Annotated in this window: 19 protein-coding genes; 9 read left to right on the top strand and 10 right to left on the bottom strand. The window is 54.9% G+C overall.

The window, feature by feature from the left end:
- Positions 1-134: 134 nt before the first annotated feature.
- From IV91_RS0106870 to IV91_RS16750, 5 genes are all read left to right on the top strand, one after another.
- Positions 135-1,412, top strand: a complete 1,278-nt coding sequence (locus IV91_RS0106870; RefSeq protein WP_031597107.1) for an outer membrane beta-barrel protein — start codon at positions 135-137, stop codon at positions 1,410-1,412.
- A gap of 78 nt (positions 1,413-1,490) precedes the next feature.
- Positions 1,491-5,192, top strand: a complete 3,702-nt coding sequence (metH, locus tag IV91_RS0106865) for a methionine synthase (protein ID WP_031597105.1) — start codon at positions 1,491-1,493, stop codon at positions 5,190-5,192.
- Between the two features lie 14 nt (positions 5,193-5,206).
- Positions 5,207-6,592 (top strand): UDP-N-acetylmuramate:L-alanyl-gamma-D-glutamyl-meso-diaminopimelate ligase, encoded by a 1,386-nt coding sequence (gene mpl, locus IV91_RS0106860; RefSeq protein WP_031597103.1) that lies wholly within the window; start codon positions 5,207-5,209, stop codon positions 6,590-6,592.
- A gap of 27 nt (positions 6,593-6,619) precedes the next feature.
- Positions 6,620-8,458, top strand: a complete 1,839-nt coding sequence (locus tag IV91_RS0106855; RefSeq protein ID WP_051862246.1) for a ribonuclease catalytic domain-containing protein — start codon at positions 6,620-6,622, stop codon at positions 8,456-8,458.
- Positions 8,455-9,273, top strand: a complete 819-nt coding sequence (locus IV91_RS16750; protein WP_031597099.1) for an energy transducer TonB — start codon at positions 8,455-8,457, stop codon at positions 9,271-9,273. The genes IV91_RS0106855 and IV91_RS16750 overlap by 4 nt, the downstream gene beginning before the upstream one ends.
- A gap of 13 nt (positions 9,274-9,286) precedes the next feature.
- Here IV91_RS16750 and IV91_RS0106845 read toward each other — a convergent pair whose 3' ends face one another.
- Genes IV91_RS0106845 through IV91_RS0106825 form a run of 5 tightly spaced genes read right to left on the bottom strand, consistent with a single transcriptional unit; the run spans position 9,287 to position 14,678 of the window.
- Complete coding sequence (locus tag IV91_RS0106845; protein WP_031597097.1) at positions 9,287-11,332, bottom strand: M3 family metallopeptidase; 2,046 nt, start codon at positions 11,330-11,332, stop codon at positions 9,287-9,289.
- A gap of 37 nt (positions 11,333-11,369) precedes the next feature.
- A complete protein-coding gene (locus tag IV91_RS0106840) occupies positions 11,370-12,653 on the bottom strand; it encodes a dihydroorotase (protein ID WP_031597095.1) in 1,284 nt (427 codons plus the stop codon).
- 13 nt (positions 12,654-12,666) lie between these two features.
- Entirely contained in the window at positions 12,667-13,632 is a 966-nt protein-coding gene (locus IV91_RS0106835; protein ID WP_031597093.1) for an aspartate carbamoyltransferase catalytic subunit, read from the bottom strand.
- Entirely contained in the window at positions 13,625-14,125 is a 501-nt protein-coding gene (gene ruvX, locus IV91_RS0106830) for a Holliday junction resolvase RuvX (RefSeq protein ID WP_051862243.1), read from the bottom strand. Before ruvX ends, IV91_RS0106835 begins: the two co-directional genes overlap by 8 nt.
- Positions 14,118-14,678 carry a YqgE/AlgH family protein gene (locus tag IV91_RS0106825; protein ID WP_031597090.1) on the bottom strand — a complete coding sequence of 187 codons (561 nt, stop codon included), beginning with the start codon at positions 14,676-14,678 and terminating at the stop codon, positions 14,118-14,120. Before IV91_RS0106825 ends, ruvX begins: the two co-directional genes overlap by 8 nt.
- Positions 14,679-14,926: 248 nt before the next feature.
- Here IV91_RS0106825 and IV91_RS0106820 point away from each other — a divergent pair, with 248 nt between their 5' ends.
- A complete protein-coding gene (locus IV91_RS0106820) occupies positions 14,927-15,481 on the top strand; it encodes a Slp family lipoprotein (protein ID WP_160171536.1) in 555 nt (184 codons plus the stop codon).
- A gap of 59 nt (positions 15,482-15,540) precedes the next feature.
- Here the strand turns inward: IV91_RS0106820 and IV91_RS0106815 are convergent, their stop codons facing one another.
- Positions 15,541-16,092, bottom strand: coding sequence for a porin family protein (locus tag IV91_RS0106815; RefSeq protein ID WP_031597086.1), 552 nt, complete (start codon positions 16,090-16,092; stop codon positions 15,541-15,543).
- 222 nt (positions 16,093-16,314) lie between these two features.
- Here IV91_RS0106815 and xth point away from each other — a divergent pair, with 222 nt between their 5' ends.
- Positions 16,315-17,136: an exodeoxyribonuclease III gene (gene xth / locus IV91_RS0106810; RefSeq protein WP_051862240.1), complete on the top strand. Its 822-nt coding sequence runs from the start codon at positions 16,315-16,317 to the stop codon at positions 17,134-17,136.
- Here xth and ntrC read toward each other — a convergent pair.
- The 3 genes from ntrC to glnA all read right to left on the bottom strand — a co-directional run bounded on the left by ntrC (position 17,091) and on the right by glnA (position 21,108).
- Entirely contained in the window at positions 17,091-18,515 is a 1,425-nt protein-coding gene (gene ntrC / locus IV91_RS0106805; RefSeq protein WP_031597082.1) for a nitrogen regulation protein NR(I), read from the bottom strand. The two genes, xth and ntrC, sit on opposite strands and share 46 nt — an antisense overlap.
- Positions 18,516-18,532: 17 nt before the next feature.
- Positions 18,533-19,621 carry a nitrogen regulation protein NR(II) gene (glnL, locus tag IV91_RS0106800; RefSeq protein ID WP_031597080.1) on the bottom strand — a complete coding sequence of 363 codons (1,089 nt, stop codon included), beginning with the start codon at positions 19,619-19,621 and terminating at the stop codon, positions 18,533-18,535.
- Between the two features lie 77 nt (positions 19,622-19,698).
- Positions 19,699-21,108 carry a type I glutamate--ammonia ligase gene (glnA, locus tag IV91_RS0106795; protein WP_031597079.1) on the bottom strand — a complete coding sequence of 470 codons (1,410 nt, stop codon included), beginning with the start codon at positions 21,106-21,108 and terminating at the stop codon, positions 19,699-19,701.
- 309 nt (positions 21,109-21,417) lie between these two features.
- On the opposite strand from glnA, the gene IV91_RS0106790 reads away from it, so the two are divergent.
- A complete protein-coding gene (locus IV91_RS0106790) occupies positions 21,418-21,870 on the top strand; it encodes a rhodanese-like domain-containing protein (RefSeq protein WP_031597078.1) in 453 nt (150 codons plus the stop codon).
- Positions 21,870-22,703, top strand: a complete 834-nt coding sequence (gene aroE, locus IV91_RS0106785; RefSeq protein WP_031597075.1) for a shikimate dehydrogenase — start codon at positions 21,870-21,872, stop codon at positions 22,701-22,703. The genes IV91_RS0106790 and aroE overlap by 1 nt, the downstream gene beginning before the upstream one ends.
- A 30-nt stretch (positions 22,704-22,733) precedes the next feature.
- Here the strand turns inward: aroE and IV91_RS18375 are convergent.
- Positions 22,734-23,284, bottom strand: a 551-nt coding sequence (locus IV91_RS18375; protein WP_031597073.1) for a hypothetical protein, incomplete at its 5' end; no start/stop codon positions are given.

Raw genomic sequence — 23,284 nt, 5'->3', positions numbered from 1 at the left:
CTGAAATCTATGCCCATGCCTATTGCCGCATCACCAGTTACCTGCAAACCATGGCTTACAAAGGGGTCAATCCCATGATTGCCATTCAAATGGCTTTGGCTGGTGAATTAGGGGGCGAGTAGTTACGAAAAACCATGACATTCATCAGCAAGAATCCGCGAAGTTATTTCGGTCTGTTTGTCGCAGTCCTATGTCTGGGGGCCAGTACTTTGTCCCAGGCCAAGGATGAAGAATCGGATGCCGAACCTGAAGTAAGTTTGGCAAAGTTGTTCAGGAAAGCCAATATTGAAGTGAAGGGCTATCTGGATATGGGTTATATGGCGCACTCACAAACGCCGGATCCCAGTGTTCAGGTGTTCGATACCACCAAAAATTCCTTTGCCCTGAATCAGGCCTCAGTCACGATTTCCAAACTGCCGACCCAGGGCATTGGCGGGCTGGTCAATCTGACGGCGGGTTCCAATGCCGGGGTCATTTGCTCCTATGGGGCCTGTTCCGGCAATAATCTCAATGCCAACAACACCACCGCAGGCAGTGGAGGATTTTTCGACCTGACCCAGGCATTCATGCAGTATGCCAAGAATTCCTGGACGGTGATGGGCGGGAAATATACCACCTTGGCCGGGGTGGAATATATTGACAGCGGTGCGGATACTAATATCACCCGTTCTATCCTCTTTGGCAAGATTCCCTTTACCCATACGGGGCTGCGTGCCATCAATAATGTGTCCGAAGCCACGACCCTGACCATGGGAGTGAATAACGGTTGGGACCAAGTGACGGGGATGACGGCTTCCAAGACAGTGGAAATGGCGGTGAACGAGGCTTTTACCAAGGATACGTCCCTGCTCTTCGATATTTATACCGGCGATGAAACGGTGCTGGCACCTGCCACGGCAGGGGTCAATGCCAGCAACATGTTCACCACCAACACCTTTACGGCCTATGGCGGGGCCAATGCGCGGGCGGGAAATCGTACGTTGCTGGACATGGTCTTCACCACCAATCTGACCCAGTCCCTGACCTTCATCCTGAATGCGGATCATGCCTCCCAACAGAATGAAATCATCGGACTTAATCAGGTGGGGACGGAAACTTACTGGGGGGTGGCCGGGTACTTGAACTATCAGATCAATGAGCAGTATCGGGTCTCCTTCCGGGCTGAAGAAGTGCGGGACAGTTCAGGCGCAGCCTTGGCAACGGGCGTCGATACGGGCGGTTATGGGGTGCTGGTCGGACCGAATACGGTGCGCGAAGCGACGTTGACCCTGGGGTATGCCCCTGTCAAGTCGTTTGAGTTGCGCGGTGAAATTCGTGAAGATCGCGCCGACAAAGGATTGTTTGCGGAATCCAACGGAATTCTCTCCCAATCCATGACCACCTACGGTTTGCAAGGCATCTACAAGTTCTAAAAAACTCACCGGTGACTCCAAAGGCACCCTTCGGGGTGCCTTTTTCTCACCTTGACGGGCATGGTAGACTGTGCGTCTATGAAAGATACGACCGCACAACTCCGCACTTTGCTTTCTCAACGCATTCTGATGCTGGATGGGGCCATGGGTACCATGATCCAACGGCATCGCCTGACTGAAGAGGATTACCGGGGTACACGTTTCAAAGATTTTCCCCATGATCTGAAGGGAAATAACGATCTTCTGGTTCTGACCCAGCCTCAGATCATCCAGGAGATTCATCAGGCCTATCTGGACGCTGGCGCGGATATCCTGGAGACCAACACCTTCAATGCCAATGCCATCTCCATGGCAGATTACCATATGGCGGATCTGGTACCTGAAATCAATCTCGAGGCGGCTCGAATGGCAAGGAGATTGGCCGATGGGGCCACTCGCAGAAACCCGGCCAAACCCCGTTTTGTGGCAGGGGTACTGGGGCCAACCACCCGTACGGCTTCCATTTCGCCGGATGTGAATGATCCTGGTTACCGCAATGTGGATTTCGATACATTGAATGCCTCCTACGGGGAAGCCATCGAAGCTCTGGTGGCGGGTGGGGTGGACATTCTATTGGTGGAAACGGTGTTTGACACCCTCAATGCCAAGGCGGCCCTTTTTGCCATTGAATCCTTTTTTGATCGCACGGGTCAACGTTTGCCCGTGATGATTTCCGGGACCATTACCGACCAGAGTGGGCGTACCCTGACCGGGCAGACCACGGAAGCCTTCTGGAACTCGCTGTCCCATATCCGCCCTCTTTCCATCGGTCTCAATTGTGCCCTGGGGGCTGCGCTCATGCGCCCCTATATCGAAGAATTGGCTCGAGTGGCAAACACGTATGTGAGTGCCCATCCCAATGCGGGTTTGCCCAATCCTCTGGCCGAATCGGGCTACGACGAAGGTCCTGCTGAAACAGCGGCGCTACTCAAGGAGTTTGCTGAATCGGGTTTTATCAATATCGTGGGGGGCTGTTGTGGTACGACCCCCGCCCATATTCAGGCGATTGCCGAAGCAGTTCAGGATATTCCTCCACGCCGGATCCCCGATGTTCCACGGGAAACACGACTGTCTGGACTGGAACCCTTCAACATCGGGGAAGACAGCCTCTTCGTGAACATCGGGGAGCGCACCAATGTGACAGGATCCCGTGCCTTTGCGCGTCTGATTCTGGCAGGGCAGTTCACCGAAGCTCTGGGGGTGGCCCGCACCCAGGTGGAAAGTGGTGCCCAGATCATCGACATCAACATGGACGAAGCCATGCTTGATGCACCAGCGGCCATGCAGCGTTTTCTTAATCTGGTGGGCTCCGAACCGGACATTGCAAAAGTTCCGGTGATGATTGATTCCTCCGATTGGCGTGTGATCGAGGCAGGGTTGAAGTGTGTGCAGGGCAAGTCCATTGTCAACTCCATCAGTCTCAAGGAAGGAGAAAAGGAGTTTTTGCATCGTGCCACTTTGGTGCGCCGTTATGGTGCGGCAGCCATTGTGATGGCTTTTGATGAACAGGGTCAGGCGGATACCCAGGCACGCAAAGTGGAAATCTGCACGCGTTCCTACCGTTTATTGACTGAAAAATTAGATTTTCTCCCCGAAGATATCCTGTTTGATCCCAATATTTTTGCAGTGGCCACGGGAATCGAGGAACACGATAACTACGCGGTGGACTTCATCGAGGCTACGCGCCAGATTCGGAACACCCTGCTCTACGCTAAAGTCAGTGGCGGGGTCTCCAATGTAAGTTTCTCCTTCCGTGGCAACGAAACGGTGCGAGAAGCCATTCATACGGCCTTTCTGTACCATGCGGTGCAGGCCGGAATGTCCATGGGCATCGTCAATGCAGGACAATTGGGGGTTTATGCCGAGATTGAACCGAATCTGCTGACACATGTGGAAGATGTCATTCTCAATCGCCGCCCCGATGCAGGTGAACGTTTGGTGACTTTTGCCACCCAGGTCAAGGATGCCGGACTCAAAACCGTTCAGGAAGACTTGGCCTGGCGCCAGGCACCTGTGCACGAACGCTTGACCCATGCGTTGGTCAAGGGTATCAATACCTACATCGTGGAGGACGCGGAAGAAGCGCGTCAAGTGGCCGAACATCCGATTCACGTCATCGAAGGTCCCCTGATGGATGGTATGAATGTGGTGGGCGATCTGTTTGGTGCAGGCAAGATGTTCCTGCCCCAGGTGGTGAAATCAGCGCGGGTAATGAAACAGGCCGTGGCCCATCTGATTCCCTTCATCGAAGCGGAGAAAAGTGCCGGTTCCCAGGCCAAGGGGCGCATCCTGCTGGCCACGGTCAAGGGGGATGTGCATGACATTGGCAAGAATATCGTTGCCGTGGTCTTGCAGTGCAATAATTTTGAAGTCATCAACATGGGGGTGATGGTGCCTTGCGAACGTATTTTGGATACGGCCCGCGCAGAAAGGGCAGACATCATTGGGTTGTCCGGGTTGATTACGCCTTCGTTGGAAGAAATGGCCCATGTGGCTCGTGAAATGCAACGTACCGGGTTCACTGTTCCCTTGCTGATTGGCGGGGCCACAACGTCGCGCGTCCATACGGCAGTCAAGATCGAGCCCCATTATCAGGGGGTGACGGTGTATGTGCCCGATGCTTCGCGCGCGGTGGGAGTCTGTGCCCAACTCCTCAGTGAAGGCTTGAAGGAAGCGTATACCCGGGACATCAAGACGGATATGGCGCGGATTCGAACCCAGCATGAAGCCAAAAAAGGTACCGGTCCCCTTCTCTCCCTGGCGCAGGCACGGCAACGCGGACAGAAGTTTGACTGGGTAGCCGTCGTCCCTCCCCGCCCAACCTTCCTGGGGGCGCGCGAGTTGCGCGATTATCCCCTGGATGCATTGGTTCCCTACATCGATTGGACACCGTTCTTTCAGACCTGGGAGTTGAGCGGGCGTTATCCAGCCATTCTGGAAGATTCCGTGGTGGGAGAAACGGCTCGTCAACTCTTTGCCGATGCCCAGGCCTTGTTGGCCCAACTGCTTCAGGAAAAAATTCTTACGGCCCATGGGGTGGTGGGATTTTTTCCGGCAGCGGCCGCAGATAATGGAGACGATCTGCTCATTTATACGGATGAATCACGCACGGAAGTGCGCACCGTGCTGCACCATCTGCGCCAACAAAACGAGAAGCCTGCGGATCGGCACAATCACTGTTTGACAGATTTTGTGGCGCCTGCATCGACGGGAGTGGCGGATTACATCGGGGCTTTTGCGGTCACCGCCGGACAGGGGATCGAGGAACGTTTGGCTGAGTACGAGGCAGCGCATGACGACTACAACAGTATTCTTCTCAAGGCATTGGCGGATCGTCTGGCGGAAGCATTTGCCGAGGCTTTGCATGCGCGAGTTCGACGGGAATGGTGGGGGTATGCCGCAGGCGAAAATTTGACCCATGAGGCGTTGATTGCCGAGCGCTATCGCGGCATTCGCCCTGCACCGGGCTATCCGGCCTGTCCCGATCATACAGAGAAAGGCCTCCTCTTCGATCTTTTGCAGGCTACCGAGCACACCGGGATCAGTTTGACGGAGAGTTATGCCATGTTGCCCACGGCGGCGGTGAGCGGGTTTTATTTCTCCCATCCGGACAGCATCTACTTTGCCTTGGGCAAGATCGGACGGGACCAGGTGGAGGACTATGCTCAGCGCAAGGGCTGGACGTTAGACCAGGCGGAATACTGGCTGGCTCCCCAACTGGCTTATACGCCAGTGCGTTGAGTAGGCGCCGATATATGCATATCCATATTCTTGGCATTTGTGGCACCTTCATGGGCGGGGTGGCGGTGCTGGCCAAAGCGGCAGGGCATCGGGTCACGGGGTGCGATGCTCAGGTTTACCCCCCCATGAGTACCCAGTTGCACGCTCAAGGGATTGAGTTGAGTGAAGGCTTTGGGGTGGAACAAACCACTTTGGCACCGGACCTGTTTGTGGTGGGGAATGTGGTGACCCGTGGAAACCCGCTTATGGAAGCCATTCTGGATCAGGGACTTCCCTATGTTTCCGGGCCTGAATGGCTGGCGCAGCAGGTGCTCGATTCATGCCGGGTCATTGCTGTGGCAGGTACCCATGGCAAGACCACCACCACGGCATTGGTGACCTGGTTGCTGGAGAAGGCCGGCTTGCATCCGGGTTTTCTGATTGGGGGGGTGCCGAGCAACTTTGAAGTATCGGCGCGTTTGCCCCGGTACTGGACTTCGGGTCGTGTGGCACGCGCAGATCGTCCGTGGTTCGTGATCGAAGCAGATGAGTATGACACGGCTTTTTTCGACAAACGGTCCAAGTTTGTCCACTATCGCCCCGAGATTTTACTGCTGAATAATCTGGAATATGACCATGCGGACATTTTCCCGGATCTTGCCTCAATCATGACGCAGTTTCACCATCTGGTGCGAACCGTACCGAGTTCAGGGTCAATCGTGGTGAATGCTCAGGATGTGGCGTTGGCACAGGTGCTTGAGCGAGGGTGCTGGACCCCCACGATATTTTTTGGTTCAAAGGGGGACTGGTCTCTGGACCCCTGCGACTCCTTGGGTCAATTGACGGTTCGGGAAGGCTCGCAGGTACGTGCGCAGACGATGCATTGGCCACTCTTGGGTGAGCATAACCGGATGAATGCCCTAGGGGCTTTGCTGGCGGCACGACAGGCAGGGATTGACCTGGCGGAAGGCGTTCTTGCCCTTGAACGGTTCGAGGGCGTAAAGCGCCGCCTCGAAATCAGGGGAGTGGTGAATGGCGTGACCGTCTATGATGATTTTGCCCATCATCCCACGGCCATTGCCACGACATTGCAAGGGTTGCATCAGCGTCTGGAGTTGACCGGGGGACGTATTCTGGCCCTCATTGAACCACGTTCCAATACCATGAAGATGGGGATATGGTCGGATCAACTGGCCAAGAGTTTGAACCTGGCAGATCGGGTCTATGGCTATGACCACCATCTGGGTTGGGATTTGTCCACGGTTCTTCAGTCCTTGGGCGCGCGCGCGCAGGTTTACACGCATCTGCCTGCTTTGGTGGAGGCAGTGGTTGCGGAAGCGAACACGGGGGATGCCATCGTGACGATGAGTAATGGCGCTTTTGGGGGGGTTCATGACCTCCTGTTACGGGCATTGGCATAAGGGAGTGTGCGCAGGATGGGTTATGTGATGTACGAAGACGGTGGGGAAATCAGGTTCGGAACTGTTCTGGCAGAGTCCGATAGCACAATGCAGGTGGAAGCACCCCATGGTAAACGCAGCAAGATCAAGAGTGCGGGGGTGCTGCTGCGCTTTACTCAACCCGAGCCCAAGGTGCTGATGCAGGAGGCTGAAGTTCTTCAAAAAACGATTGATATCGATTTGCTCTGGTCGGCTTGTCCTCCGGAGTCGGAGTGGCATTTCTCGGAGTTGGCACGGGAGTATCAGGGGCATGAACCCAGTGTACTGGAGCAAGTAGCCGTATTGTTTCGCCTGCAGGCGGCTCCGATTTATTTTCATCGGCGCCAGCGGGGTCATTTTCGTGTGGCTGCGCCGGAAACCCTCAAAGCAGCGCTGGCGGGACTGGAACGTCGTCGTCTCCAGGATCAGCAAAAGGCCGAAGCACTGGAAGCATTGGCGGCAGGATATTGTCCGGACTGGTTGATACACGAACTCCCTGCCCTGCTCTACCGTCCTGACAAGAACACGTTGGCATACAAGACGCTGGAAGCCGCCAGTTCGATACTGAAAAAATCTCCTGCTCAAGTGTTGGCGCAATGCGGGGCCATTGGCGGTAGTCGGGCCTGGCACGAAGGGCGCTTCGAATTTGAATATTTCGGGCCCTGGTCCACGGATTCAGATTTCCCGGCGATGGAGGAACAGGACTGGCCCTGTTACGAGGTGCCTGTATTTAGCATTGACGATGCATTCACCACGGAAATCGACGATGCGTTCAGTCTCCGGGAGTTGGACCAGGCGCATTGGGAAGTGGGTATTCACATTGCGGCACCTGGCCTTCAGTTTGGTCCTGACAGCGCCATGGCTGAACAGGCACGGGCGCGTTTGAGTACGGTGTACATGCCGGGACGCAAAATTGCCATGTTGCCGGAAAGGGTGATTGCACGTTGCTCCCTCAATGAAGGTCAGGAGCGTCCGGCGCTTTCTTTGTTGCTGCGTGTGCACAAGGAAACCTTGGCGGTCGTGGAACGACATTCGCTGATCCAGCGAATCAGGATTGGTGCCAATTTACGTCTGCATGAACTGGAGGCCCGGTGGGATGAGGAAACATTGGAGGGGCAAGAGATCCCGCATCTGGCGGACCTGAGAATTTTGCGGGCATTGGCAGAACATTTGGCGGAGGCACGCGGGGTAAGGGAACGATCGACTCCCCAGTATCATGATTATACTTTCGTGGTGGAAGGGGAGCATGTGGATATTCGACCCCGCCCACGGGGAGCGCCATTGGACGAGTTGGTGGCGGAATTGATGATCGAAGTCAATCGCCATTGGGCGGGTCAATTGGTGGAAGCGGGCTGGTTGGGTTTGTTTCGGGTGCAGGGACAGGGACGTACCGGCATGTCCGTGGATCCGGCCCCTCACCTGGGTCTGGGATTGAATCATTACGCCTGGTGCAGTTCTCCTTTGCGCCGCTACCCTGATCTGGTCAACCAGTGGCAACTGATCCGTCTGTTCCAGTTGCAGGATCCCGCAGTGACCGATCGAGTTCGTCTGCGTGAAGAAAGCCTGGCCTTTGAACGGGCCTATGAAGCCTATCAGGATTTTCAGCGGCAGATGGAACGCTATTGGAGTCTGCGCTGGCTGGAACAGGAGGCCGTGACGACCTGTCGTGCGCGTCTGCTGCGAGAAGGAGCGGCTCGCCTCGAGGGCTTGCCGCTGGTGGTCAAGGTTCCTGGGGCAGCGGCATTGGAGGCAGGAACGGACGTTCAACTGGCTATTCGATCCATCGATGTGTGGGCCATTGAACTGCATTGTGAACTATTATCGGTGGAACCGACGGTCATCCCATGAAATCTCGGCGGGTTCCAGGGTTGGCTTCCGGTATTTTCCCCTACCGTTCTCCCTGGGTTGCTGCTGTGGTCATTTCTCTCCTGATCCACGGTTTGGTCCTGGTTTGGATCAGGTTTTCCGGGATGACCTGGCGTTTGCCTTCTCCACTGCTTCCCATGGCCGTGGATCTGGATCTGGAGGCAGGCCCCTCCCGTGCCACGATTCCCCGGTCGCCTGGGTTGCCTGCGCCTCCCAAAGCATCTCCTCCTTCCCGAGCACCGCAGAAAATTTCAGTGACTTCTCCTCCTTCGGCACCTGCTTCAGACATTCCTGCGGTTCCTGACTCCATGGAGACGGCTTCGAGGCCGGCAGATTTGATCCATCAGCCTCCCTCCGTACCGCCTGACTCCTCCTCCTCACTCATCTGGCGCAGTTTGAACATGGCGCATGGGTTGGTTCAGGATCCTTGGGTGGGCAAACGGGTTCGTACCCTCGATTCCGGGACCCGGGAAGGCGAATGGCAGGCTTACGAAGAGGCTTTTACGACCAAGGTGGCCGAAGTGGGCGGTGTGAATTATCCACCACCCGAGCAGGGGCAGCCACTCTCCGGCAGTGTGGGGGTGGAAACCGTGCTTAATGCGGATGGCACGGTGGCTTCTGTGGACATTCGGCGTACTTCCGGGCATAGGGCATTGGATCAGGCCGCGTTGCGCATCGTGCGTATGGCGGCACCTTTTCAGCCTTTCACCGCGGCCATGCGGGCGCAGACTGATTTGATCCGCATTACCCGCACGTTCAATTTCGTGCGGGCCGGAGAGCCGTTGCGCAGTCAGTAAGTCCGGATTCCTTTCAGGCAGGTGGAGGCACCATGCCCTGATGGCGCAGGAGCGCATCCAGTTGAGGGGGGCGACCCCGGAAGGCGATGAAGGAGTCGAGCGCTGGACGACTGCTGCCCTGAGCCAGAATCTCGTTTTGGAAACGTCGTCCAATCTCGGGGTTGAATACGCCACTTTCCTCAAACAAGGCATAGGCATCGGCAGACAGTACTTCAGCCCATTTGTAACTGTAATATCCTGCTGCATAACCGCCCGCAAAGATATGCGAAAAACTGTGCGGGAAGCGATGCCAGACGGGAGGTTTCACCACGGCCACTTCAGCACGGATGCGCGCAAGCAGGTGCAGGGGGTCGAGAAGGGTGGGGACGCTACAGTGCAATTCCATGTCGAAAAGGGAAAATTCGATCTGGCGCATCGTTTGTAAGCCACTCTGGAAATTCTTGGCGGCCAACATGCGCTCGTAGAGGGTTCGAGGGAGGGGTTCTCCTGTATCCACGTGGTGAGTCATGCCCTGCAGCACTTCCCACTCCCAGCAGAAGTTTTCCATGAACTGACTGGGAAGTTCCACCGCATCCCACTCCACGCCATGGATACCGGATAGGGGGAGATCCTCCATCTGGGTAAGCAGGTGGTGCAGGCCATGCCCACATTCATGAAACAACGTAATGACTTCATCATGGGTGAAGGTCGCAGGTTTGCCTCCGCTCGGTGCCGAAAAATTGCAGGTCAGATAGGCAACCGGTGTCTGAAGACTGTCTCCCTTGCGGCGTCGGGTAATGGCATCGTCCATCCATGCGCCACCCCGCTTGCCATTGCGGGCATAGAGGTCGAGATAGAACTGTCCGACCAAGGTACCCGTGGGGGTTTTCAAATCGTAGAAACGAACGGTTTCGTGCCAGACCTCGGCTTGGGCAGGGTGGACCATGAGACCAAACAATTTCTGGATGACCTGAAACAATCCATTTAGCACAGAATGTTCTGGAAAGTAAGTCTTCACTTCCTGTTCAGAGTAATCATACTGGGAAGTACGCAGCCTTTCTGAGACATAAGCCAGATCCCAGGGTTGGACCACATCCAGGCCAAGGCGCTCCTGAGCAAAGGCCGTCAGCGTCTTCCAGTCCTGTTCGGCAAAGGGCTTGGCACGCTGGGCTAGATCCCGCAGGAAAGTCAGCACAGCCTCTGGAGATTCAGCCATTTTGGGTTCCACGGACAATTGCGCAAAATGGTCAAATCCGAGCAGGCGGGCTTCTTCAGCACGTAAAGCCAGTAAGGTCTGGATCAAGGGACCGTTGTTCCAGGGTTCCGGACCAAATTCCGAGGCCCGGGTGGTATAGCAGCGATAAAAATGTTCGCGCAAACTGCGTCGTTCGGCATACTGCATGACCGGGAGGTAACAGGGGGCATGCAGGGTGAGCCGCCAACCGGATCGCCCTGCATGCTTGGCTGTTTCAGCTGCCGTGGAGAGCACTTCCGGAGGGAGGCCAAGGAGTTCGTCGGGATCCTGGGTGTCATAGGTGAAACTATTGGTGGCGTCCAGCAGGTTTTGTTCAAAGCGTGCACCGGTGGCTGCCAGGGTTTCCTGAACTTCAAGAAAACGAACTTTTTCGGCGGGAGGCAACTCGGCTCCACCCAGACGAAAATCGCGCAATGCCTGAGTAATAATGCGTTGACGGGAGGCCGGCAATTTTTCAAACTCTGGCGCATTGTTTAGGGTTCGATAGCCCTTGAGAAGACTCTCGTCCTGACCTAGTCGAGCCCAGTATTGAGCAATATGCGGCAATACTGCGTTGTAGGCTGCACGCAATTCCGGGGTATTGACCACGGCATTCAGGTGAGAAACCTGTCCCCAGGCACGCGCCAGAAGTTCATTGATATCTTCCAGAGGCGTGATGAAGTTATCCCAGGTCGGACTCTCGGTTTGATGGGTCAGACGGTGGAGCGTGGCTTCACCGTCCCCAATCAGGGAGAGGATGGCGGGTTCGATGTGTTCGGGGCGAATGGTCCCAAAATGGGGAAGCCCAGAAAAATCCAACAAAGGGTTGAAGGAGGTTGAAGTCATGATAAGGGAATCCAAAAAATGAAGAAGAAATAGTGGATCAGGCGCGGGAATCCTCATGGATGATGAAGCCACCCACCAAGGTATGACTGACTTTACCTTGCATGAGGTGGTTGAGGAACGGCGTATTTTTGCCCTGACTTTTAAGATTTTTTGGGGTGACGACCCATTCCCGTTCCGGATCAAAAATACACAGGTCGGCGGGTTGGCCAGGGTTCAGTTGTCCTGCAGGGATTCCAAGAATTTTGGCAGGTGCAGAGGTGATTCGTGCCAGAGCCGTGATCAGCGGCAGTGCCTCGGATCGCGCCCAGGCCAACGTGAGCGGCAGTAGCAGTTCCAAGCCCGTGGCCCCAGGTTCGGCTGCTTCGAAGGGGAGTTGCTTGGCATCCACATCCACGGGCGCATGATCAGAGACCAATGCATCGATGGTTCCATCCACCAGACCGGCGCGCAAGGCTGCTCGATCGCGTACGCTGCGCAGGGGGGGAATCAGCCGACAATGGGCATTGAAATAACCAATGTCATGTTCCGTGAGGTGCAAGTGGTTAATGGAGATATCGCAGGTGATCGGTAACCCTTCTCTCTTGGCCGCGCGGACCAAATCCACTCCGCCGGCACTGGAAAGGCGGCATAAATGGACGCGCGCGCCGGTTTCACGTACCAGTTGCAGAATCGTATTCAGTGCGATGATTTCAGCGCAGGTGGGAATGGCAGGCAATCCCAGGCGACTGGCCACTTCGCCATCATGAGCCACCCCATCACGCGCCAGGTAGGCATCCTGGGGTTGTAACCAAACGGTGAACCCAAAGGTGGTGGCATAATCCAAAGCGCGCAACAGGACCTGAGTATCCAGCAAAGGTGCATTCGCCTGGGAGAAGGCAATACAACCTGCGTCATATAATTCTCCCATCTCTGTTAGACGAAGGCCCTGGAGTTGTTGGGTAAGGGCACCTAGGGGATAGACGTTGGTTTGTTCCCGGCCATGGGCACGATGTTTGAGCATTTCAACTAAACCGGGCTCGTCCAGAGGGGGGTCGGTGTCTGGGGGGCACGATAAACTGGTGATTCCACCTACCGTGGCCGCAATCATCTCGCTTTCCAAAGTGGCCAGGTATTCATAGCCGGGTTCCCGTAACCGTGCGGCCAGATCCACCAGTCCGGGCATGACGATCTTGCCACGGGCATCGATGACCCGGTTGGGTGTAAAACCAGCGGGGCAACGTTCGAGGGCGACGATCTTGCCTGCGGCTATGAACAGGTCACTCTGAGAATCACGCTGCGTGACGGGATCGATGACGCGGCCATGGGTGATATGAATTTTCATGAAAAATCCTCGTTCAAGCGGCAGAGTGTGGCATGGGTGCGGCCAGAAGGGACATGACGGCCATGCGCACTGCAATGCCAAAGGTGACTTGTTTCAAGATCACGGACTGGACCCCATCGGCAACATCCGAATGAATTTCCACGCCCCGGTTCATGGGGCCTGGGTGCATGACGATGGCATCCGAGCGGGCATGAGCCAATTTGGCCGGAGTCAGTCCATAGTATTTGAAGTACTCATCGCGGCTGGGCAAGAGTGCTCCATTCATCCGTTCATTCTGAAGGCGTAACATGATGACCACATCCACGCCTTTGAGGCCCTGGACCATGTCGTGGTAGACCCTTACACCCAGACGTTCCACATTGCGCGGTATCAGGGTCTTCGGACCGATGACGCGCACTTCCGGAACTTGCAAGGTCGTCAAGGCATGAATCTGGGAGCGGGCCACCCGCGAATGAAGGACATCTCCGACGATGGCCACCCGCAGATTTTCAAAGCGCTTTTTAAAGTGGCGAATGGTATACATGTCCAAAAGTGCCTGGGTGGGATGGGCATGGCGTCCATCTCCTGCATTGATGACATGGATGTCGGGTCCGACGTGACTGGCAATCAGGTGTGCGGCACCACTTTCGGCATGGCGTACCACGAACATATCTGCTTGCATGGCGGACAGATTATCCACCGTATCGAGCAGGGTTTCTCCCTTGCTTTGGCTTGAAGAGTTGACATTCAGATTGATGACGTCGGCGGACAAGCGTTTGGCCGCAATTTCAAAAGTGGTGCGGGTGCGCGTGGATGCCTCAAAAAATAAATTAAAAATGGATTTCCCTTGAAGATGAGGAACTTTCTTGACTTCCTGACGGGCTACGGCCTCAAACTCTGTGGCGCGGTCCAGAATTTGGAAGAGGATGGCGGGGGGCAGACCTTCTATGGTCAACAGATGCTTGAGGTGACCTTCGGGGGTGAGTTGAGGATTAAACATCGGTAACCTCTACAGCAAGAGTGATAAAAAAATCAGTGCGTTCAGAAGAGCATAAAGCGCTTTGCTGCTCCATGGACAAACCGAAATAATCTTCCAAAAGCAAGGTGGCAGCCAGCGCATGCTCCATGCTGCGACGTTGCGCCCGTGCAACCCCGGCAGTCTGTAATTGCTGATCAGCTTCCAGCGAGGTATAGCGTTCGTCAATGAGGGCCACGGGCAAATGGGTATGGCGGTGCAAGTCACGGGCAAAATTACGACATTGACGGGTCGTGGTTTGTTCCTGACCCTCTGAATTCAGAGCCAGTCCCACCAGCAGTGACTTGGGTGTCCATTCTCGAATGAGGGCATGAATGGATTCCCAGCGCTGAGCGCGGGTGCGGCATTCCAGGGAAACCAGCGGACGACAGACCCGACTGCGGCGTTCTCCCCAAGCCACTCCGATAAATCGCATACCATAGTCGAAGGCCAGAATGGCACCTTCCGGATCAGGCATGCCCGGCTTCCTCGGAGAGATAGGTCAAATTGACGCCCAGTAATGCCAGTGCCGCATTAAAACGTTGTTCTGCAGGTAGCGTGAAAAGAATATGGGGATCTGCCGGGACGGACAGCCAATTGTTCAATTTGATTTCGTTTTCCAGTTGCCCGGCTTCCCAACCCGCATAGCCCAGAGCGATGAGCATGTGATCCGGACCATGGCCGAGGGAAAGTTGTTCCAGAATATCACGGGAAGTGGTGAGTCCAAATTCGTCATTGATGCGTAAGGTGGAGCGCCATACGCCTAGGGGAGTATGGAGAACAAAACCACGGTCAGTTTGAACTGGCCCACCCAGATAGACCGGTTGGGTGGCCACATCTTCATTGCTGGAAGTCAGCGCAATCTGACCAAACAGACTTTTCAGATTCATATCCATCGGACGGTTGACGATCAAGCCCATGGCTCCCTGCTCATCGTGCCGACATATATAGGTCAAGGTGCCAGAAAAATTGGCATCCTGCAATGAAGGCATGGCGATAAGAAAATGATGGGTGAAGTTGATCGTTTCCATGGGGCGATTATCGCACATTCCTGTACCTGAACCCGGTTTGAAGAAAGTGGACGATAAACGGTTCTGTGTCACGCTCTCTGGCAAAGGAGTCGATGGTAGTAGAGGCTCATTTGTAACAACTTGCAAAACAGACAAGACGGTAAAATAGTCGGCATAGGGGAAAGTCGGCTCGGACGATCTGTGCCGCCGAACGTCCCTGATGAGTGGATTGATCCACTTCAATAAAGTCTATGGGGGGAGCAGAGATCATGCGGTTCAAACTTTTATTGTTAACGGGATTGACGGTTGGCCTGGCTTCCTGTGCCAGCACGCCTCCAGCACCTTTGGCGGGAAATGACTTCGTCCCCATTCTACCCCGTACGGCCCAAAATGACCCCAGTGTCGTGGGTGAAAAAGTGCGGTGGGGCGGGGTGATTGCAGGTGTCAAGCCAGGAAAAACCGACACGTGTTTTCATGTAGTGAGTCATACCCTGGATGATTCTGGTCGTCCCGTGGATGATGATCATTCCGATGGGCGATTCATTGCCTGTGCCCATGGGTTTTTTGACCCCTCCATTTATTCTTTGAAGAGACAGATTACCGTAACGGGTACGCTACAGGTTCCGACCATCGGCAAGGTGGGTGACATGCGCTACATCTTTCCCCATGTGGCTGCGGATGTGGTCTATCTATGGCCAAAGGATGTCCCCATGGATAATTCCGGCATGTACTATGGAGAGGGATTTGGGATGAGCCCCTTCGGGGATCCCATGGATGGCCCGATGACCCCATGGATGGGCCCTGATATCGGTATGCCTTGGTAGAAAAAATTCAGGTCAAGTCATTGCTGACTTGACCTGAATGAAGAACAACGACTTAGAGCTTAGAAGTGGTAAGCAGCACCAATGGTGTAGGTGTTTTCAGCATTGCTGAAATAGTTGTTGGCATAGCCCAACTGATCACGTTGGTAGTCGGCACGAATATCAAACTGACGGGAAACATTGTAACGCAGTCCCGCGCCATAGACCCAGCCAAACCCCCCATTGGTCAGGCCATAGGAGCCGACTGTGGCGTAATTGAAACCGGCCTTGCCCACCAGACCGATGGTGTTGGCACGGTCAAAGTAGTAAGTGCCCGTTCCCAACAGGTCAAAGGAGTGAGCTGACCCATCGGCCACATTTCCACCGAATCCATGGTAATGGTTGTACTGTGTTTCAATACCGAAGTTCTGGGTAAATTCGTGACCGGCGAACACGCGGTATTCGGAACCGACTTCGCCCACGTTGGCATTGGCGTTGTTGCCGATGCCGGGGTTGGGTGAAGTGGCGGAGCCAAGGGCAACCCCTGCATAGTCATTGATCCAGCCGCTCCCATCGGCCATGGCCGACAAGGAAACAGATACCAGAGAAGTTACGAGAAGTGCTTTTTTGAACATGTGAATGCTCCTGAGTGGTTAAGGGTTATGAATTTTACAGTCAATGAAAAGAGTGCAACTGTAACAATTATGACACAAACCCCCCATAATTGCAAAACATGTATCATATTTACAACATAGTGTTAGAGTTTGGCGGTAAAACGATCTTGCACTGAGGGTTGCGCATGATCTTGTTCAAGTGTAAGTAAAACTTTATAATTGATTGATATTAGAGGTGCTTTCTTGAAAATTGCGACGTGGAATGTCAATTCCATCCGGGTGCGGCTGTCCCATGTGCTGGCTTGGTTGGAGAAAGAAAAACCGGATGTTCTTTGCCTGCAGGAGCTCAAGTGTGAGGCCCCGGATTTTCCTTGGGAAGCATTTCGAGCGGTGGGTTATCACGCTCATGTGGCGGGACAGAAAACCTATAATGGAGTGGCGTTGGTTTCCTTACAACCCGGGGTGGATGAGGTGATCGGGTTGCCTCAATGGGAAGATCCCCAGCGACGGGTCATTGCCGCCACATTTGGCGACGTTCGGGTGATCAGTGTGTATTGTCCCAATGGCGAATCGCTCAGTTCGGAAAAGTACGTTTACAAACTTGCCTGGTTCGATGCACTGCATGATTATTTGCAGGACAGTCTGGTGCGCTATCCCTGTCTGCTCGTGGCAGGAGATTACAACATTGCGCCGGAAGACCGGGACATTCATGATCCGGCGGCCTGGGCCGGGGAAGTGTTGTGCAGTCCTCCCGAGCGGGAGAAGTTCCAGGCATTGGAGGCCTTGGGGTTGGTGGATTGCTTTCGGCAATTTCCTCAGGAGGAGCGATCCTTCAGTTGGTGGCATTACCGGGTCAATGCGTTCAAGCGCAATTTGGGGTTGCGCATTGATCATTTGCTGGCCAGTCAAAGACTGGGTGCTACCCTGCGTTCCTGTACCATCGATCGGGACCCACGCGGGTGGGAACGTCCTTCCGATCATACTCCCGTGTGGGCAACATTTGAGGCAGCGCCTGTGCCCTATTCAGGAGCCGAACCCAAAAGTTTATCCAGTCCCAGAGCGTGAATTTTGCGGGTAAGGGTATTTCTTCCCCATCCGAGACGTTGGGCCGCTTCGATGCGCCTTCCCTGGGTATGGGCCAGCGCTTCGGTGATGAGGATACGCTCCAGTTGGTCCACCAGAGTCAAGGCCAGGTCCGTTTCTCCCTGGGACAGACGCTGGGCAATTTCCCGGGCGGCACTCTCCTGCCAGAGTTCCGCCGGGGGGCGGATCTGGGCAACGGGTTGGGAACGCAATTCCGGAGGAAGGTCCGCAGGCTCCACCACGATACCAGGGGCCATGACCGTCAACCAATGACAGAGGTTTTCCAGTTGGCGCACATTCCCTTTCCATTCCAAGGTGGTGATCAAGCGTTGAGTCGCCTCGGATAGGCGTTTGGGCTCCACCTCCAAGGAACGTGCGCTTTGTTGCAGAAAATGTTGGGCCAACAGGGGAATATCCTCGGGGCGTTCACGTAGGGCAGGAAGCCGAATGCGAATGACATTGAGGCGATGAAAGAGATCTTCACGAAAAGATCCTTCATCCACCTGGCGCTCGAGGTTCTGATGGGTAGCGGCAATGATGCGCGCACGGGCACGGAGGGGCGTCTGTCCGCCCACGCGGTAGTAATGCCCATCGGAGAGTACGCGCAGTAGACGGGTTTGTAACTCGAGAGGCATGTCCCCGATTTCATCAAGAAACAGAGTCCCTCCTTCTGCCTGTTCAAATCGACCAGGACGTTGTTGGGTGGCTCCGGTAAAGGCCCCTTTTTCGTGCCCAAAAAGTTCGGATTCCAGCAGGTCTCTGGGAATGGCTGCAGTATTGAGGGCAACGAAGGGCATCCCGGCACGGGGTCCATGACGATGGAGTGCCCGTGCCACCAGTTCCTTACCACTGCCGGATTCGCCGGTGATCAGAACCGAGGCATGGGAGTGTGCCAAACGCCCAATGGCTCGAAAAACCACTTGCATGGCAGGTGCCTGACCAAGAATATCCAGTGGAGGAGCGGAGTTGGCGACAGGCTCCTCGGAAAGTGAAGTTTGCTCGGACAGGGCACGTTGTACCAAGGCCAGCGCTTGTTCCACATCAAAGGGTTTGGGAAGATACTCGTAAGCCCCGCCTTGAAAGGCTGAGACGGCACTTTCCAGGTCCGAATAGGCGGTCATGATGATAATGGGGATATCAGGATGATCCTGTTTGACACGTTCCAGAAAATCCAGTCCGCTAAGACCCTGCATGCGGATATCGCTTACGATGGTCGCGGGCAATTCACCGGATTCTAGAGCATTCAGGGCTTCCGTAGCGCTGGAAAAGGAGAGGTAGGAAATCTCCTCGCGTCCCAGTACCTTTTCAAGCACCCAGCGGATGGAACGGTCATCATCTACAATCCAGACGGTATGGGTCATTATTTCCTCGATGGAGTTCAGGGCTCAGTGGATTGTTCGGTTTCCAGGAGAGGAAGAATGAGGGTGAAGCAGGTCTCACCGGGTCTGCTGTCAAATTCTACCAATCCCTGATGTTGGCTAATCAAGTTTTGTGCCAACATCAATCCCAAACCACTTCCCCCCTCGCGACCCGAAACCAGAGGCTGAAAAATGCGTTTTTGAAGGTCTTCCGGAATGCCTGGACCATTATCCCGAATACGGATCATCAACCCCAGGCGAAAACGACGTCGTGCCAAGGTGACCTGGCGCAAAGGACGACTTTGCAGGTGGATCGTGCCTGTGCCTCCCAGCGCCTGTGCTGCATTGCGCGTAATATTGAGCACGGCCTGGATGAGTTGTTCCCGATCCCCCTGCAGGTCAGGCAAACTGGGGTCATAGTCGCGCTTGAGTTCCAGACCCTGAGGAAATTCAGCCAAAAGAATGGTACGAACCCGTTCCAGCACCTCATGAATATTGAGGGCGGATACTTGACGGGAGGGACGCGAACTGAGAAGCCGATCCATCAGGTTTTGCAAGCGGTCGGTTTCGTCACGAATGACCTGCGTATATTCCTTCAATTCGGGCGAATCCAATTCTCCTTCCAGTAACTGAGCTGCACCACGGATCCCTCCCAGAGGATTGCGGATCTCATGGGCCAGATTGCGTAACAGTTCCCGGTTGGTTTTTTGATCCTCGAGAATCTTTTCTTCCCGGGCAATGCGCATACGTTGGGTGATGGGGCGCAACTCCAGGAGAATGCCCTGTACCGGTGTGCCCAGCGGGGTCCCCGTGCAACTGATGACCTGAGGTTCTCCCTGGATCGGCTGGATGACCCATTCATGCTCCAGAAAGCCCAGTTCCTGTTGGAGTGCCGTGCGCGTGAGTTCTACCAGACTTTGAGAGGAAAGGGAGATTTGGGTCAAGGGGGAATTGACGAGGTTCTTGCGTCCCATGGCCAGCAAACTTTCGGTGGCGGTATTGACGAAGCGGATGCGCAGGCCTCGATCCAATACTAGAATGGCGGTATGGAGAAGATCCAGTCCGACAAAACGAGCATCCTCTTGATTGATCAGGTGGGGAGATTCCATGAAACAGCCCGTCATCCAAAAAAGGCTGACGGGCTGTTGACTGCGGACATATCGAGTGTAATGTCTTTGACTCGGATTTACAGACTGTAGTACATCTGGAATTCCAGAGGGTGAGTGGTCATCCGGAACAGGGTGACTTCTTCCATCTTGAGAGCGATGTAGGCATCGATCATGTCACTGGAGAACACGCCTCCACGGGTCAGGAACTCGCGATCCTTGTCCAAGGCGGCCAACGCTTCTTCCAGGGATGCCGCAGGAGCAGGAATCTTGGCATCTTCCTCAGGGCTCAGATGGTACAGGTCGCGGTCGGAGGCTTCGCCAGGGTGGATTTTGTTCTGGATTCCGTCCAGACCGGCCATCATCAGTGCCGAGAAAGCCAGATAGGGGTTGGCGGTGGGGTCCGGAAAGCGTACTTCAATACGGCGGGCCTTGTCGCTTTGTACAAAGGGGACGCGAATCGCTGCTGAACGGTTACGGGCGGAATAGGCCAATTTGACGGGGGCTTCAAAACCGGGAACCAAGCGCTTGTAGGAATTGGTGCTGGGATTGGTAATGGCGTTGAGGGCTTTGGCGTGCTTGATGATCCCGCCGATGTAATAGAGCGCGAAGTCGGAGAGACCGGCGTAGCCATTGCCTGCAAACAGGTTTTTTCCATCTTTCCAGACAGACTGGTGAACATGCATTCCGGAACCATTATCACCGACAATGGGCTTGGGCATGAAAGTGGCGGTTTTGCCGTAGGAATGGGCCACATTATGAACCACATACTTGAGGATTTGAAGCCAGTCTGCGCGTTGTACCAGGGGAGCAAATTTGGTACCGATTTCGCATTGACCCGGAGCAGCCACCTCATGGTGATGTACTTCCACCGGAACCCCCATATCTTCCAGTGCCAGGCACATGGCCGAGCGGATGTCCTGGAGAGAATCCACGGGAGGAACGGGGAAATAGCCGCCTTTGACTGCAGGACGGTGACCCATATTGCCGCCTTCATAGGATTTTCCGGAAGACCAGGGGGCTTCTTCGGATTCCACCCGGACGGAACATCCGGACATGTCCACATGCCAGGTGACAGAATCAAACACAAAAAATTCAGGTTCAGGACCAAAGTAGGCGGTGTCACCGATGCCGCTGGACTTCAAATAGGCTTCTGCCCGTTTTGCCAGGGAACGGGGGTCACGATCATAACCCTTGCCATCGGAAGGTTCGATTACATCGCAGGTCAGGATCAGCGTGGACTCATCCAAAAAAGGATCGAGGTTGGCGGTGTTGGGGTCGGGCATCAAAAGCATGTCGGAGGCCTGAATTCCTTTCCAGCCGGCGATGGAGGAACCATCAAAGGCATGACCTTCGGTAAACTTTTCCGGGCCAAAACTGCTGACAGGAACGGAAACGTGCTGCTCCTTGCCGCGGGTATCCGTAAAACGAAAATCGACGAATTTGACTTCGTGGTCCTTGACCATCTGCATTACATCGGCAACTGCCATTTCTTCTCTCCTGTCAGAAAATTTGAGGATAGTACAAACCCATTGGCGTCCTGAATCCCTCTCACTCAACCCCACTGAGGATAAGCAGGTTACATGCCAAACCCTTCCAATCTATTTCAGCATTGTGCCATAAGGAAAGAGTAATAGAACATGATTTTTTGATATCCTTCGGTTCGCACCATTATGGTGCTTTTTAGATAAAACGCACCATGAAAGTGCATCTTTGCGCGCAAAAATTGTCTGCGCTTTATCTGATGAATGGGACGGGTTTTGGTTACAATACATTTCGATCCATTGATGAGGTATTTCATGTCCAGAATAGCCGAATTATTGAAAGTTGCCCAACAACGAGGGCGTGAAATCGGATTATCCTATGCAGGGGCACTGCTTCCCACCGAGGCTTTCGAACTGTTAAATCTGAATGCTCAGGCGGTACTGGTGGATGTTCGTACGCAAGCGGAGTGGGATTGGGTCGGATCTGTGCCCGGAGCGGTACATATGGAATGGCAGTCCTATCCCATGGGTGTGCGCAATGAATCGTTTCTGGATAGTTTGCGTGAACGGGTTCCTGAAGGGGCGTTGGTGCTTTTTTTGTGCCGTTCCGGTGCCCGGTCCCACGCAGCGGCAGAAGCGGCCACCTCTGTGGGTTGGACAGGATGTTATAACGTTCTTCAGGGTTTTGAAGGGGACCGAGACCCACAGGGGCACCGCGGCCATCTGAATGGGTGGCAGGCTGCCGGGTTGCCCTGGAAACAGAGTTGATGGATCGATACGGGGTGATTGGGCGTCCGATTCGGCATAGCCGTTCTCCCGACATTCATCAACATTTTGCCCTTCTGACAGGTCAGAACCTCAGTTACGAACGGATCGAAGGAACGGCAGACGGTTTTGAAACCGAGGTCGTCCGTTTCTTTGCGGCGGGAGGGCTGGGTTTGAATGTGACCCTACCCTTCAAGGAGCGCGCCTTCGCTCTGGCTGTGCAGAGGTCCCACCGTGCTCAGGTGGCGCGTGCGGCCAATACCCTGGGGATGACTCCAGAGGGAGTGCTTTGGGCCGACAATACGGATGGTGAGGGATTGGTTCGTGATATGACCCTGAATCTGGGCGTGAATCTCAAGGGTTCACGGGTTCTGATTCTGGGTGCTGGTGGGGCCGCACGAGGCATTGTGCAGCCCTTATTGAAGGCAGGGATCGTGCAGTTGGATATCGCTAACCGGACTGTGGTGCGGGCGCAGACTCTGGTGCGCGAATTGGAGTCACTGTCCAACGAAGTTTCCTGTCGTGCATTTTCTTGGCCGGAGATACCGGCCCATGGTTATGAAGTGGTGATCAATGCCACGTCCACGGCGGTGGCAGGCGATCTGCCTCCACTTCCGGCGGTACTCTTTGACCAGAGGACCCTGGCTTATGATTTGGGCTACGGAAAAGGTCTGACCACCCCCTTTTTGAAATTGGCCAGGGAAGCAGGAGCCGGTCAGACGGAGGACGGATTGGGGATGCTGGTGGAACAGGCCGCCGAATCCTTCTATTTGTGGCGAGGTATACGTCCCCCCGGCGCAGAGGTGTTATATGCGCTGCGCGCCGCATGTCACTGAACCGAGCAATTTGCCTCCCGGTTCACCGCCTCAAGTCATGGGCTCGGTCAATGGAGGCTCGGTCAATGGAGGCTCGGTCAATGGAGGCTCGGTCAATGGAGGCTCGGTCAATGGAGGCTCGGTCAATGGAGGAATGGTTTTGGGGGCACGAGGGCGACGGGGACTCTTGGGAGAAGAGGCGGTGACTTTTTCTAGAGAAATAATGGGCGGTTGCGAGGGAACTGCGCGTTTTCTGCGCTGAGCAGCCACAGGGGAGGCGGAAGAAGTCTTCTTGACAGAGGTTCGGCGTGTCTTGCCCTCGGCCAACGGTGGAGTGGTAACCTCTACTGGTGCAACAACTCGACGAACGCGCTTGGCGGGTAGGGCGACCTCCTTTTCGGGGAGCGCAGGTGTTTTCTTGGGGCGGCGAGGCTTTTCGGCAGAAGCCAGGGTCCCCGCTGATTTTTTCTTCCGGGTGGACGGAGACGGCTTGGAGGGAACCGTGACTTCGGCAGGTGTGGATTCCTCAACGACGGCATCCACCAGCGTGACTACAGAGAACGCTTCCCCGAGGGTTTTCGAGGCTTTGACCTTGCGCGCTT

The organism is Ferrovum myxofaciens, assembly GCF_000735045.1.
Taxonomy (GTDB): domain Bacteria; phylum Pseudomonadota; class Gammaproteobacteria; order Burkholderiales; family Ferrovaceae; genus Ferrovum; species Ferrovum myxofaciens.
Note: the sequence above shows the minus strand (reverse complement) of the source record. Positions and strands in the feature narration are given on the sequence as shown.